This window comes from Rhodomicrobium sp. R_RK_3, from assembly GCF_002198715.1.
Lineage (GTDB): Bacteria > Pseudomonadota > Alphaproteobacteria > Rhizobiales > Rhodomicrobiaceae > R-RK-3.
Genome location: NZ_MWLK01000018.1, coordinates 150,872 through 163,639, shown reverse-complemented (window position 1 = coordinate 163,639; position 12,768 = coordinate 150,872). Strand labels below are relative to the sequence as shown.

At 63.8% G+C, this 12,768-nt stretch carries 14 protein-coding genes and 1 pseudogene; 4 read left to right on the top strand and 11 right to left on the bottom strand.

The window, feature by feature from the left end; translation table 11 throughout:
- Positions 1-2: 2 nt before the first annotated feature.
- The 10 genes from rpsS to rpsL are packed head-to-tail and all read right to left on the bottom strand — an operon-like array spanning position 3 to position 7,351.
- Complete coding sequence (gene rpsS, locus BLEFHOIH_RS10335) at positions 3-281, bottom strand: 30S ribosomal protein S19 (RefSeq protein ID WP_088345047.1); 279 nt, start codon at positions 279-281, stop codon at positions 3-5.
- Positions 282-292: 11 nt separating this feature from the next.
- Entirely contained in the window at positions 293-1,126 is an 834-nt protein-coding gene (gene rplB, locus BLEFHOIH_RS10330; protein ID WP_088345045.1) for a 50S ribosomal protein L2, read from the bottom strand.
- A 19-nt stretch (positions 1,127-1,145) separates the two neighbouring features.
- A complete protein-coding gene (locus BLEFHOIH_RS10325) occupies positions 1,146-1,439 on the bottom strand; it encodes a 50S ribosomal protein L23 (protein WP_088345043.1) in 294 nt (97 codons plus the stop codon).
- Complete coding sequence (gene rplD, locus BLEFHOIH_RS10320) at positions 1,436-2,056, bottom strand: 50S ribosomal protein L4 (protein WP_088345041.1); 621 nt, start codon at positions 2,054-2,056, stop codon at positions 1,436-1,438. Before rplD ends, BLEFHOIH_RS10325 begins: the two co-directional genes overlap by 4 nt.
- Before the next feature lie 3 nt (positions 2,057-2,059).
- Positions 2,060-2,761, bottom strand: coding sequence for a 50S ribosomal protein L3 (rplC, locus tag BLEFHOIH_RS10315; RefSeq protein ID WP_088345039.1), 702 nt, complete (start codon positions 2,759-2,761; stop codon positions 2,060-2,062).
- Between the two features lie 23 nt (positions 2,762-2,784).
- Complete coding sequence (rpsJ, locus tag BLEFHOIH_RS10310; RefSeq protein WP_088345188.1) at positions 2,785-3,093, bottom strand: 30S ribosomal protein S10; 309 nt, start codon at positions 3,091-3,093, stop codon at positions 2,785-2,787.
- Positions 3,094-3,141: 48 nt separating this feature from the next.
- A complete protein-coding gene (tuf, locus tag BLEFHOIH_RS10305) occupies positions 3,142-4,332 on the bottom strand; it encodes an elongation factor Tu (protein ID WP_088345037.1) in 1,191 nt (396 codons plus the stop codon).
- Between the two features lie 48 nt (positions 4,333-4,380).
- Complete coding sequence (gene fusA, locus BLEFHOIH_RS10300) at positions 4,381-6,456, bottom strand: elongation factor G (protein WP_088345036.1); 2,076 nt, start codon at positions 6,454-6,456, stop codon at positions 4,381-4,383.
- A 23-nt stretch (positions 6,457-6,479) separates the two neighbouring features.
- Positions 6,480-6,950, bottom strand: coding sequence for a 30S ribosomal protein S7 (gene rpsG / locus BLEFHOIH_RS10295; RefSeq protein ID WP_088345034.1), 471 nt, complete (start codon positions 6,948-6,950; stop codon positions 6,480-6,482).
- 29 nt (positions 6,951-6,979) lie between these two features.
- Complete coding sequence (gene rpsL, locus BLEFHOIH_RS10290; protein WP_088345032.1) at positions 6,980-7,351, bottom strand: 30S ribosomal protein S12; 372 nt, start codon at positions 7,349-7,351, stop codon at positions 6,980-6,982.
- A 528-nt stretch (positions 7,352-7,879) separates the two neighbouring features.
- Here rpsL and BLEFHOIH_RS10280 point away from each other — a divergent pair.
- From BLEFHOIH_RS10280 to BLEFHOIH_RS10265, 4 genes are all read left to right on the top strand, one after another.
- Positions 7,880-8,527: a hypothetical protein gene (locus BLEFHOIH_RS10280; protein ID WP_088345028.1), complete on the top strand. Its 648-nt coding sequence runs from the start codon at positions 7,880-7,882 to the stop codon at positions 8,525-8,527.
- 237 nt (positions 8,528-8,764) lie between these two features.
- A complete protein-coding gene (locus BLEFHOIH_RS10275; RefSeq protein WP_170937099.1) occupies positions 8,765-10,039 on the top strand; it encodes a serine protease in 1,275 nt (424 codons plus the stop codon).
- Between the two features lie 65 nt (positions 10,040-10,104).
- A complete protein-coding gene (locus BLEFHOIH_RS10270; RefSeq protein WP_088345024.1) occupies positions 10,105-11,265 on the top strand; it encodes a UbiH/UbiF family hydroxylase in 1,161 nt (386 codons plus the stop codon).
- Between the two features lie 175 nt (positions 11,266-11,440).
- Complete coding sequence (locus BLEFHOIH_RS10265; protein WP_088345022.1) at positions 11,441-12,340, top strand: lysophospholipid acyltransferase family protein; 900 nt, start codon at positions 11,441-11,443, stop codon at positions 12,338-12,340.
- 36 nt (positions 12,341-12,376) lie between these two features.
- On the opposite strand, the pseudogene BLEFHOIH_RS10260 reads toward BLEFHOIH_RS10265, so the two are convergent.
- Positions 12,377-12,761, bottom strand: a pseudogene (locus tag BLEFHOIH_RS10260) (VOC family protein).
- Positions 12,762-12,768: the final 7 nt, after the last annotated feature.

The following is a 12,768-nucleotide window of genomic DNA, read 5'->3' as shown; positions in this document are numbered from 1 at the left end:
GATTACTTCCTCTTGGCCTTCTTGTCCGCGCCGTGGCCGTAATAGGTCCGGGTCGGTGAGAATTCGCCGAATTTGTGCCCGATCATGTCCTCGGAAACGAGGACCGGAATGTGCTTCTGGCCGTTATAGACGCCGAAGGTCAGTCCGACGAATTGCGGCAGGATCGTCGAGCGCCGGCTCCAGATCTTGATGATCGCGTTGGAGCGGGTCTCGCGCGCCTTCTCCGCCTTCTTCAGCATGTACCCGTCGACAAACGGACCTTTCGAGACTGAGCGTGTCACGTCCTGGCTCCCTATTTCTTCTTCGCGTGACGGCTACGGACGATGTATTTGTCCGTCGACGGGTTCGAGCGCGTCTTGGTGCCCTTGGTGCCCTTGCCCCACGGTGTCACCGGATGACGGCCGCCCGAGGTGCGGCCTTCGCCGCCGCCATGCGGATGATCGATCGGGTTCATCGCCACGCCGCGGACCGACGGACGCTTGCCCATCCAGCGCTTGCGGCCGGCCTTGCCGATGCTGGTGTTGGAATTGTTCGGGTTCGACACCGCGCCGACCGTCGCCATACATTCGGCGCGCACCATGCGGGTTTCACCCGAGTTCAGCTTCAGGATGGCGTAGCCCGCGTCGCGGCCGGCGAGCTGGGCGTAGCATCCCGCCGACCGGGCGATCTGGCCGCCGCGGCCCTGGCGCAATTCGATATTGTGCACGATGGTGCCGATCGGCATGGCCGAGAGCGGCATGGCGTTGCCCGGCTTGACGTCGACCTGCTTGCCGGCGATGACCTTGTCGCCGACGCCGAGGCGTTGCGGCGCCAGGATATAGGACAGTTCGCCGTCTTCGTACTTGATCAGCGCGATGAAGGCGGTGCGGTTGGGATCATATTCCAGCCGCTCGACGACCGCGCTCATCTCCAGCTTGCCGCGCTTGAAGTCGACCAGCCGGTAATTGTGCTTGTGGCCGCCGCCGCGGCGGCGGGCGGTGATGCGGCCGAGATTGTTGCGGCCGGCCTTCTCCGACCGTCCCTCGGTCAGCGTCTTGATCGGCTTGCCCTTCCAGAGCTCGGAGCGATCCACCAGAACGAGCTGGCGGCGGCCGGGCGAGGTCGGATTATAGGTTTTTAAAGCCATGGCTCAACGCTCTTTAAGCTCAAAGTCCCGTCGTGACGTCGATGGAATGACCGTCTTCCAGCGTCACGATGGCCTTTTTGATGTCGTTCTGCTTGCCCGGAATGCCGCGGAAGCGCTTGTTCTTGCCGGCCCGGATCAGCGTGTTCACTGCCTTGACCTTCACGTTGAACAGACGCTCGACCGCTTCCTGGATCTGCGGCTTGGTCGCGCTCTTACGAACCTTGAAGACCACCTGATTATGCTCGGACGCGATCGTCGCCTTTTCGGTGATGACCGGCGCCACGATGACGTCGTAAAGATCGGCCTCGTTCATTTGAAGCGCTCCCCGATCGCCTCAAGGGCGGCCTTCGTCAGCACCAGCTTGCGCCGGCGCAGGATGTCGTAGACGTTGAGGCCGGCGACCGCGAGCACATCGATATTGGGGATGTTGCGCGCCGCCAGCGAGAAATTGCTGTCAAGCTCCCGGCCGCCGATGATCAGCGCCGATTCCAGGCCGAGCGCCTCGAACTGCACCCGGAGCGCCTTGGTCTTGGCTTCGCTGAGCTCGGCCTTGTCGAGGATGATCAGCTCGTTGCTTTTCACCTTCGAGGACAGAGCGTGCTTCAAAGCGAGCGCCCGGATCTTCTTCGGCAGCTCGATCGCATGGCTGCGCGGCACCGGTCCGAACGCCTTGCCGCCGCCGCGAAACTGCGGGGCGAGCTTGTTGCCGTGACGGGCGCGGCCGGTGCCCTTCTGCTTGTACATCTTCTGGTGGCGGCCCGAGACCAGCGAGCGGTCCTTGGCGTGATGCGTGCCGGCCTGGCGCTTCAGCAGCTGATAGCGCACCATGCGGTGCAAAATATCCGCGCGCGGCTCCAGCCCGAAAACATCGTCGGGCAGATCGACCGTGCCGGCCTTTTTGGCCTCGAGCGTCGTGACGTCCGCTTTCATGGCTTATGCTTTCCCATTCCCACCGGCGCCATTGCCCCGGATCGCCCCCGGCGTCGGCGCGCCTTCCGGCATGCCGGACTTGACCGCGTCGCGCAGCAGCACCCAGCCGCCCTTGGCGCCCGGAACCGCGCCGCGCACCATGACGAGGCCGCGGTCGGCATCGGTCTTGATCACTTTCAGGTTCTGCGTGGTCACCCGCACATCGCCCATATGGCCGGCCATCTTCTTGCCCTTGAACACCTTGCCGGGGTCCTGCCGCTGGCCGGTCGAGCCGTGCGAGCGATGCGAGACCGAGACGCCGTGCGAGGCGCGCAGGCCGCCGAAATTATGCCGCTTCATGCTGCCGGCAAAACCGCGGCCGATGCTCGTTCCCGTCACGTCGACCAACTGGCCTTCGAGGAAATGATCCGCCGTGATCTCCGCCCCGACATCGATCAGATTCTCGGGCGAAACCCGGAATTCGACCACCTTCGAGGACGGCTCAACCTTGGCGACGGCGAAATGGCCGCGCTGTGCGCGCGTCACATTCTTCACCTTCGCCAGACCCGCGCCGAGCTGCATGGCCGTGTAGCCATTCTTCTCATCGGTGCGATGGGCGACCACCTTGCAGTGGTCGATCCTCAACACCGTGACGGGCACATGCTCGCCGGCATCCGTGAAGATCCGGGTCATGCCCAGCTTCTGTGCTATTACACCTGACCGCATCGCGCTGCCTCGGTCCAAATCTCTTAGAGCTTGATCTCGACGTCGACACCGGCCGCAAGGTCGAGCTTCATCAAAGCGTCGACGGTCTGCGGGGTCGGGTCGACAATGTCGATCAGCCGTTTATGCGTGCGCATTTCAAACTGCTCGCGGCTCTTCTTGTCGATGTGAGGCGAGCGGTTGACGGTGAACTTCTCGATCCTCGTCGGCAGCGGAATCGGCCCACGCACTTCGGCACCGGTCCGCTTCGCTGTATTGACGATTTCCTTGGTCGAGGCGTCGAGAATCCGATGATCGAACGCCTTGAGCCGGATGCGGATATTCTGGCCTTGCATGTCCATTGCCTCGAAGCGGGGACGCCGTGAAGCGTCCCCTAAAGTTCACTATTTCAAAATGCTGGCAACGACGCCGGCGCCGACCGTGCGGCCGCCTTCGCGGATAGCAAAGCGCAGGCGCTCTTCCATCGCAATCGGCACGATCAGTTCGACTTCCATGGCGATGTTGTCGCCCGGCATGACCATCTCGGTGCCCTCGGGCAGCTTGACGACGCCGGTCACGTCCGTGGTGCGGAAGTAGAATTGCGGGCGGTAGTTGGTGAAGAACGGCGTGTGACGGCCACCCTCTTCCTTGGTGAGGATGTAAGCCTCAGCCTTGAACTGGGTGTGCGGAGTCACGGAACCGGGCTTGCAGAGAACCTGGCCGCGCTCGACGGCCTCGCGGTCGATGCCGCGCAGCAGGCAACCCACATTGTCGCCGGCCTGGCCCTGGTCGAGCAGCTTGCGGAACATCTCGACGCCGGTGACGACGGTCTTGGTCGTGGGCTTCATGCCGACGATCTCGACTTCCTCGCCAACCTTGACGATGCCGCGTTCGATACGGCCGGTGACGACGGTGCCGCGGCCCGAGATCGAGAACACGTCTTCGATCGGCATCAGGAAGGGCTTGTCGATCGGACGGGCCGGCTGCGGGATGTAGGCGTCGACCGCCTTCATCAGCTCCAGGATCGCCTTCTCGCCGATATCGTCATTCTTGCCTTCGAGGGCGGCCAGAGCCGAACCCTTGATGATCGGAATATCGTCGCCCGGGAACTCGTAGGAGGTGAGCAGTTCGCGCACTTCCAGCTCGACCAACTCGAGCAGTTCCGGATCGTCGACCATGTCGACCTTATTCATGAATACGACGAGCGCCGGCACGCCGACCTGACGGGCGAGCAGGATGTGCTCGCGGGTCTGCGGCATGGGGCCGTCGGCGGCGGACACCACCAGGATCGCGCCGTCCATCTGCGCGGCGCCGGTGATCATGTTCTTCACATAGTCGGCGTGACCGGGGCAGTCGACATGGGCGTAATGCCGGTTCTCGGTCTCATATTCCACGTGAGCGGTGGAAATGGTGATGCCGCGGGCGCGCTCTTCGGGCGCCTTGTCGATCTGGTCGTAAGCCTGGAAGGTGGCACCGCCGGACTTCGCCAGCACCTTTGTGATCGCAGCCGTGAGCGTTGTCTTGCCGTGATCGACATGGCCGATTGTACCAACGTTGCAATGCGGCTTGTTGCGTTCAAATTTTGCCTTGGCCATCTGGCTCTCCGTATCTTCTTAACTCTTGGCGCTTCGGTCCGGGCTCGCTTAAGCGAATTTTGCCTGGACTTCTTCCGCCACATTTTGCGGCACCTGGGCGTAGCTTTCGAAGGTCATCGTAAACTGCGCGCGGCCCTGGCTCATCGAGCGCAGCGTATTGACGTAGCCGAACATGTTGGCGAGCGGCACGAGCGCGTTCAGCACTGCCGCGTTGCCACGCATCTCCTGCCCCAGAACCTGACCGCGCCGGCTGGTGAGGTCGCCGATGATGCCGCCCAGATATTCCTCCGGGGACACCACTTCGACCTTCATGATCGGCTCGAGCAGTTTCGGGGCCGCCTTCTGGATGCCTTCGCGCAATGCGGCGCGGGAGGCGATTTCGAAGGCGAGGGCGCTGGAGTCCACTTCGTGATAGGCGCCGTCGACCAGCGTCACCTTCAGGTCGATGATCGGGAAGCCCGCCAGCACACCGTTATCCAGAACGCTCTTGAGGCCCTTTTCGACGCCCGGGACATATTCCCTCGGCACCGAACCGCCGACCACCTTGTTCTCGAAGACGAAACCTTGCGTCGGCTCGCTCGGCTCGATCACCAGCTTGACGCGGGCGAACTGGCCGGAACCGCCGGTCTGCTTCTTATGCGTATAGTCGATCTCCGCCTTGCGGGTGATCGTTTCGCGATAGGCCACCTGCGGCGCGCCGATATTGGCGTCGACCTTGTACTGGCGGCGCAGGATGTCGACCTTGATGTCGAGATGCAACTCGCCCATGCCCTTCAGGATGGTCTGGCCCGATTCCGGATCGGTCGAGACGCGGAAGGACGGATCTTCGGCGGCCAGCTTCGACAGGGCGATGCCCAGCTTCTCCTGGTCGGCCTTCGACTTGGGCTCGATCGCGATCTCGATGACCGGATCGGGGAATTCCATCCGCTCCAGGATGACGGGCTTGGCCGGATCGCAAAGCGTGTCGCCGGTGCGCACATCCTTCAGGCCAGCCAGGGCGACGATGTCGCCGGCAAAGGCTTCCTTGATGTCTTCGCGGTTATTGGCGTGCATCAGCAGCATGCGGCCGACGCGCTCTTTCTTGTCGCGCGTCGAATTCATGATGCTGGAGCCGGATTCCAGCTTGCCGGAATAGATGCGGCAGAAGGTCAAGGTGCCGACGAACGGGTCATCCATGATCTTGAAGGCCAGCACCGCGACCGGCTCGTTGTCGGCCGGCTTGCGCACGATGTCGTCGCCGCTCTTGACGTCGATGCCCTTGATCGGCGGCACGTCGAGCGGCGAGGGCAAATAGTCGATGACCGCATCGAGCAGCGGCTGCACGCCCTTGTTCTTGAAGGCCGAGCCGCAGAGCACCGGATAGAAGGTGCTCGTGCAGGTGCCCTTGCGGATCATCGCCTTCAGCGATTCCACATCGGGCTCGACACCTTCGAGATAGGCTTCGAGCGCGGCTTCGTCCATTTCGACGGCCGTCTCGATCAGCTTCTCGCGATATTCCTTGGCCCGCTCGAGCATGTCGGCGGGGATTTCCTCGTCATGGAAGGCCGCGCCCAGCGTCTCTTCTTCCCACACCACCGCCTTCATGCGGATGAGGTCGATGACGCCCTTGAAATCGCTTTCGGCGCCGTAGGGAAGCTGGATCACCAGCGTCTTGGCGGCGAGGCGCTTATGGATCGAGGCGACCGAGGCGTAGAAATCGGCGCCGATCTTGTCCATCTTGTTGACGAAGAACATGCGCGGCACGCCGTATTTGTCGCCCTGGCGCCAAACGGTCTCGGTCTGCGGCTCGACGCCCTGGTTGGCGTCGAGAAGAGCGACCGCGCCGTCGAGCACGCGCAGCGAGCGCTCGACTTCGATGGTGAAGTCCACGTGGCCCGGCGTGTCGATGATGTTGATGCGGGCGTCTTTCCAGTAAGCGGTCGTCGCGGCGGACGTGATCGTGATGCCGCGCTCCTGCTCCTGCTCCATCCAGTCCATCGTCGCGGCGCCGTCATGCACTTCGCCGATCTTATGGCTCTTGCCGGTATAAAACAGTATCCGCTCGGTGGTCGTGGTTTTCCCGGCATCGATATGCGCCATGATACCGATATTGCGGTAGTGCTCGATTGGTGTCTGGCGTGCCATCGTCCTAGATCCTAAGTAACCGATTACCAGCGATAATGCGAGAAGGCGCGGTTGGCTTCGGCCATCCGGTGAGTGTCTTCGCGCTTCTTCACGGCCGTGCCGCGATTGTTCGCCGCGTCCAGCAGCTCGCCGGACAGTCTTTCTTCCATGGTATTTTCATTGCGGCCGCGCGCCGCGCTGATGATCCAGCGGATCGCCAGCGCCTGACGGCGGTCCATGCGCACTTCGACCGGCACCTGATAGGTGGCGCCGCCGACCCGGCGCGAGCGCACTTCGATCGCCGGCTTCACATTATCGAGCGCTTCATGAAAAAGCTGGATGGCGTCGCGCTTAGCCTTGGCCTCGATCTTGTCGAGAGCGCCATAAACGATGCGTTCGGCCGCCGACTTCTTGCCCTCGTACATCAGGCTGTTCATGAACTTGGTCAGCACGAGATCCCCGTATTTCGGATCGGGAATGATGTCGCGCTTTTCCGCTCTATGCCGTCGTGACATGGCTCGTCTTCCAAATTTCGTTCAACTGCTTATTTCGGCCGCTTGGCGCCATATTTCGACCGGCGCTGACGCCGCTTGGACACGCCCTGCGTATCCAGCACGCCGCGGATCGTGTGATAGCGCACGCCCGGCAAGTCCTTGACGCGGCCGCCGCGAATGAGCACCACGGAGTGCTCCTGCAGATTATGGCCCTCGCCAGGAATGTAGCTCGTCACTTCGAAGCCGTTCTGCAGGCGCACGCGGGCAACCTTGCGAAGCGCCGAGTTCGGCTTCTTCGGGGTCGTCGTGTAAACCCTGGTGCAAACGCCACGCTTTTGCGGACAAGCCTGCATGGCAGGAACCTTATTCCGCTTCACCGGCGCCTTGCGCGGCTTCCTGATCAGTTGTTGTATTGTCGGCATGCGCCATCCAACCCAAGCAAAGAATGCCGTCGGTTCCAGACGCACCATCACCCGAAGGCTTGGCGCGATCTGACGACCGGCAAAAACGAGAGGACCATCCAGAACTCTTCCGGAGGGTCATACACCCAAGTCTGAATTCATTTTTTTCTGGCAGCGTTTAGGTCGCTGGACGCGCGAAACAGGGCGCACGGCGCTACTTGCCTGCCAAATCGGTTCGCGATAGATAGCCCTCCGGTTTTCAGGCGTCAAGCGTGATTATCGCCTATTTGCGCCGATTTCGGCTAATCTGTCTCTCAGGATGGGTTTTTGCTCGACAGGGCGCAGCCATTGGCCTTTATTCCGGCTGATGACCGTGATGAATTCCGGCTCAGGGAATTCCGGCTGCGTGCGAGCCATTATAGAGAGCGTGCGCGGTGGGACCAGGGCGGATGGGGCGTTCCGGTTCTCGACACTGGGGCATGGACGAGGCGCTACCGCGCGACCGCCGACATCGAGACGTGGCGCGGCCGATGAATTGATGGGCTGGGGATGGGAGAATTCTTTGCCTGGGCGGCGACGGGTTTGGTCGGGGGGCTGCAGACTTGGGCGGCGCCTCCCGATGTCCCGCCATCTAAGGAGAGCGAGCGCGCCGATGCCGGCCGAGTGCCCGTTCAGGCGCCGCCGATCAACCGGCAGCGCTTTTTTTTGCGTCAGCGCGACGGCCGCGAGATCGAGATCTTCCTGATCGATAGCGGCATCGGCTTCCGCAACGGCCACGCCGTCACCGCCGTCTGGGCCGCCAAGAAGAGCGCGCCTTACGGCCATTGCATCTATCTGGAGAACCACACCACCGGCGCCATCGCCCGGCTGCCGGAGAATATTTCCCTGATCCGGAATCGCGCGCGCTGGTGGAAAGTCGCGGTCTTCGGTTTCCTCGCCACCTTTCCCGCGGCTTTGGCGCTGCTGGGCTGGTTGATTCTTCAGCGCGGCCCAGCTTCGATGTATGATAAGACTTTCCTCGCCAGCGCGGCAATTGCGATGGTGCTGCTCTTCGTGATCGGCGCGGTCGTCTCCAAACTGGTTTTCGACTATTTGCGCGCCGACGACGACCAAAAAATATGGGTGGCCGCAGACAAAGCCCTGCTGAATGCCCGCAGAGTGCTCATTCAGAAGCCGATTGCGCGGAGATATATGTAAGTAATCTTACGATACAAGCCTCTCTCCTTTCATTCACCCAGCACCGCAGGCTACTCGATTTTAACGTTTGCGAGAGGTTCTAAACAGGCTGGGAATTCCTCTTGCGTAAGTCATATTTTTGCCGTTTCCTTGCGGCCTTCTTCTGATTTGAAACTGGCATTGAGACCTTGCGTGGGCTGGCACCTGAAGCGTAAACTACGGCATGACGGGATGGGGCGCATTGCAAACGGTTCGGCTATGTTTCGCCTGACGATCGCCGGCCGGCGAGGCATGGGCGTCGCCGCGGCGGCAATTCTTGGCTTCGGCCTGGCGCAAAGCGCAATCGTGCGTGCGGAGACGCCGGCTGACCAGCCCGTGGAGATTGCTCCGACGAAGACGGCGCCGGATGTCGCCCATACCGTGGCGGCATTGACTCATCAAGTGTACCGGCTGCTGGTGGAGGTCGAGGGCGCCATGAAGGGCGGCACTGCCTTTCTGGTGAGCGGCAGCCGGGTGATCGCCACGAATCACCATGTCATCGACAAGGGCACCGCCTACTCGGTCGGCTATGTCGGCGACAAGGGCTCGATCAAGCGCATTCCCTTGCGCGTGCTCGCGGTTTTTCCACAAAAGGATCTGGCGCTGCTCGAGGCGCTCGACGATCTGCCCGGACAGCCTCTGCCTCTGTCCACCGAATATCCCGGCACCGCCTCCGACCTGTTCGCCATCGGCTTTCCGGCCGCCGCCGATCCGCAGGGCGCGCTGTCCTGGTCGCAGGGCGACGACGAGACCTTTTTCCTCCCCTCCGTGCTGAAGGGCTATGTCTCGCGCGTGCTCACCAACCGCTGGTTCAGCAGCCAGTTGCAGCATCAGACGCCGATCATTCCCGGCTATAGCGGCGGCCCGCTGATCGACAATGACGGCGTCGTGGTCGGCATCAGCACCTCGATCCACAAGGAGGCGAACGGCATCTCCTACGGCGTGCTGGCCGCCGACCTGGCCGATTTCATCACCGCTTGCGGACTGCCGCTGCGCACGCCCGCCAAAGCCGGATCGCGCCCGCCGCTGCAGTTCAAGGGCATGCTGCCGGCGCCCGAGGCGATGAACACGCACTCCATTCAGAAGCGCGCCACGGTCGCCCCGGCCGACGAGGCCATGCTGGCGCGCGGCAACACGCTTTTGGAGCGCGGCGACATCGCCGCCGCCCGGTTGATGTTCCGCTACCTCGCCGACCGCCGCAACCTGCCCGAAGCCTATGCCGGCCTCGCCAAGACCTACGATCCGATCTACCTCAATCACAAAAAGGTGCTGGGCGTGTCGGGCGATGCCGTCAAGGCGAAGGAGTTTTACGAGCAGGCGGCGCGGCTCGGCAATTCCGAGCTCGGCAGCCTGAGCCTCGGTCCGGGCACCGCTTCGCTCGGGGGCTGCGACAACAGCCAGTGCAAGCTGGTGAACAGCTCCAACGGCCCGGTGGTGCTCTGCGAGAACACCGATCCCGCCCTCAGCGCCAAGAGAATCTCCCGGCAGCAATAGCCGCCGGGGGATGCTGCGGCCGAATATACCTTGTCGCCAAGCCGCGCCGCGCCCAATGTACGGCCATGACCCATCCTCAGCATGATGCCGTGATCGTCGGCGCGGGCCCCGCCGGACTGGCCGCCGCGCTTGCCCTGCGCCATGCGGGGCTGGACGCGATTTGCGTCGGACCGGCGCCCGCGCCGGGCAGGCCGGACCGCCGCACGACCGCGCTGCTGCACGGATCGGTTCGCTTCCTCACCGGCCTCGGCGTCTGGGAGAGGCTGCGCCCGCACGCCGCCCCGCTCGCCGCACTCCGCCTGATCGATCGCACGGGACGGCTGTTCCGCGCGCCCGACACCGCCTTCGAGGCGAGCGAAATCGGCCAGGAGGCCTTTGGCTACAATATCCCGAACGCGATTTTGACCGCGACCCTGTTCGATGCGCTCGGCACGGGGTTCGTTCCGAGCACCGGCGTCTCCGGCATCCAGCAGGACGGCGCGGGCGCGCGCCTCGCTCTAGCCGACGGCCACGAAGTGTCGGCCAGACTTGTCGTCGGCGCGGATGGCCGGCAGTCCTTCTGCCGCGAGGCCGCAGGGATCGGCACGCGGAGCTGGGCTTACGATCAGACCGCGACCGTCTGCGACTTCGCCCACGGGCGGCCGCATGGCGGCGCCTGCACGGAATTTCACTATTCGGGCGGCCCGTTCACGGTGGTGCCGCTCCCCGGCGGCAATTCCAGCCTCGTCTGGGTCGAGCGTCCCGCCGAAGCCGCCGCGCTCGCCGCCCTCGGCGACGCCGAATTCGCCGCCGCCATCGCCGCGAGGCTCGACGGCCTGCTCGGCGAGATCACGGAGGTCGGCCCGCGCAGCAGCTTTCCGCTTTCCGGCCTGATCGCCAAAAAGCTCACCGCCGAAAGGCTGGCCCTCGTCGGCGAGGCCGGTCACGTCATGCCGCCGATCGGCGCTCAAGGGCTCAATCTGGGCTTCCGCGACGTAGCGGATCTGGCGCGCTGCATTGCCGGCGCGACCGACCCCGGCGCGCCGGACGTGCTGGCGGCTTATGAAGCCGCCCGGCGCGGCGACGTGCTGACCCGCACTCTTGCCGCCGATCTGCTCAACCGCACGCTGACCTCCGGCCTGCTGCCGCTCCAGCTCGCGCGCGGCGCCGGCCTCATGGCGCTGTCGCTCGCCGGACCGTTGAGGCGTGCCGCAATGCGCCGGGGCATGGCTGCCGCCGGCGCGTAATCCGCCCGAACCGCTCCAGGACGACCGCTAATAGTTGCCGGAAAACGTCGCCCGACCCCGTACACATGTGATTTTTACCGCAGATCGCCGCGCGGCTTGACGGCAGCCGGCCGCATTGGCACTAAGCCCCGATGGCCTTTTTCCCCGCCAGCCCTTTTCGAATCGATCCCTCTGAATGTCCGCTCTTTTGAACCTTCGCTACCTCGCCGAATATGTGCTGCTGCGCGGTGTCATCGCCTTCGTGCGCGCCTTTCCGCTCGACATGGCGCGCGAAATGTCGGCGAGGACCTGGCGCCTGCTCGCCCCCTACGGGCGCCGCCATGCCCGCGCGCTGGACAATCTCGCCATCGCCTTTCCCGAAAAGTCGGCGGCCGAGCGCGAGGCGATCGCGCTGGAGATGTGGGGCAATCTCGGGCGGGTGATGGCGGAGACCATGCTGCTCGACCGCATTCTGAAACAGCCGGAGCGGATCGAGATCGAGAACCCGGAACTGCTCGGCCGCTATCAGGGCAAGATGGGCGCCGCCATCGCCTGCTCGCTGCATATGGGCAATTGGGAGCTGGCGATGTGGCCGCTGACGCGCGTCGGGGCCAAGCCCGCCGCTGTCTACCGCCTGGTCGACAATCCCTATATCGACCTTTATCTGCGCGGCCAGCGCACCGAACTCTATCCCGGCGGCCTGTTCGCGCGCGGCAAGATGAACGGCATGAAGCTCGGCCACGACACGGCGCGTATGATCGCCAGCTATGTGCGCGAGGGCGGGCGGCTCGGTTTCCTTGCCGACCGCTACGAGGCCAAGGGCATCAAGGTGCCGTTCTTCGGCAAGCCGGCGGGATCGAATGTGGTGCCGGTGATGCTGGCACGGCGGGCGGGCGCGCGGCTGTGGGCCGGCCGCTGCATCCGGGTCGGCAACGAGTCGCGCTTCCGGGTGCGCATGGTCGAGATCAAGGTGCCCTGGACCGACGACCCCAATGCCGACATCACCGCCGCGCTGGCGGCGCTGCAGGCCCAGTTCGAAGCCTGGATCCGCGAGCATCCCGAACAGTGGATGTGGTCCAACCGGCGCTGGTCCTGAAATCCCGCTATTCCGGCCCGAGGGTGGAGCCAGGGTTCAAGCCCGCTCGTTCGAGATCTCGATCAGATTTTGGTCGGGATCGCGGATATAGACCGAGCGGAGCGGCCCTTCGGCGCCGGTTCGGTCGACCGGGCCCTCTTCGATAGGAATGCCGGCCCGGCCGAGCGTCGCAAGCACGTCGCCGAGCGGCGTGAGAGCGATCAGGCAGAGATCGGCCGAGCCGGCGGTCGGCCTCAGCGCCTTGGGCTCGAACTCATGCCCGAGCTGATGCAGGTTGAATTTCTGGCGCCCGAATTTCAGCGCCTTGCCCCTCCCCGAAGGTGACGACCTCGAAGCCCAGGATGTCGCGGTAGAAGGCGCAGCTTCGATCGATATCGGCGACGGTGAGCACGAGATGGTCGAGGCGGTCGATGCGGATCATGACGCTA

Excerpts from the sequence above, each read along its gene's own strand:
- fusA (WP_088345036.1), bottom strand. The coding sequence starts at position 6,456 with ATGGCACGCCAGACACCAATCGAGCACTACCGCAATATCGGTATCATG.
- rplB (WP_088345045.1), bottom strand. The coding sequence starts at position 1,126 with ATGGCTTTAAAAACCTATAATCCGACCTCGCCCGGCCGCCGCCAGCTC.
- BLEFHOIH_RS10265 (WP_088345022.1), top strand. The coding sequence starts at position 11,441 with ATGTCCGCTCTTTTGAACCTTCGCTACCTCGCCGAATATGTGCTGCTG.
- rpsL (WP_088345032.1), bottom strand. The coding sequence starts at position 7,351 with ATGCCGACAATACAACAACTGATCAGGAAGCCGCGCAAGGCGCCGGTG.
- rpsJ (WP_088345188.1), bottom strand. The coding sequence starts at position 3,093 with ATGCAAGGCCAGAATATCCGCATCCGGCTCAAGGCGTTCGATCATCGG.
- BLEFHOIH_RS10270 (WP_088345024.1), top strand. The coding sequence starts at position 10,105 with ATGACCCATCCTCAGCATGATGCCGTGATCGTCGGCGCGGGCCCCGCC.
- BLEFHOIH_RS10280 (WP_088345028.1), top strand. The coding sequence starts at position 7,880 with ATGGGAGAATTCTTTGCCTGGGCGGCGACGGGTTTGGTCGGGGGGCTG.
- BLEFHOIH_RS10275 (WP_170937099.1), top strand. The coding sequence starts at position 8,765 with ATGTTTCGCCTGACGATCGCCGGCCGGCGAGGCATGGGCGTCGCCGCG.
- rplC (WP_088345039.1), bottom strand. The coding sequence starts at position 2,761 with ATGCGGTCAGGTGTAATAGCACAGAAGCTGGGCATGACCCGGATCTTC.
- rpsG (WP_088345034.1), bottom strand. The coding sequence starts at position 6,950 with ATGTCACGACGGCATAGAGCGGAAAAGCGCGACATCATTCCCGATCCG.
- BLEFHOIH_RS10325 (WP_088345043.1), bottom strand. The coding sequence starts at position 1,439 with ATGAACGAGGCCGATCTTTACGACGTCATCGTGGCGCCGGTCATCACC.
- tuf (WP_088345037.1), bottom strand. The coding sequence starts at position 4,332 with ATGGCCAAGGCAAAATTTGAACGCAACAAGCCGCATTGCAACGTTGGT.
- rplD (WP_088345041.1), bottom strand. The coding sequence starts at position 2,056 with ATGAAAGCGGACGTCACGACGCTCGAGGCCAAAAAGGCCGGCACGGTC.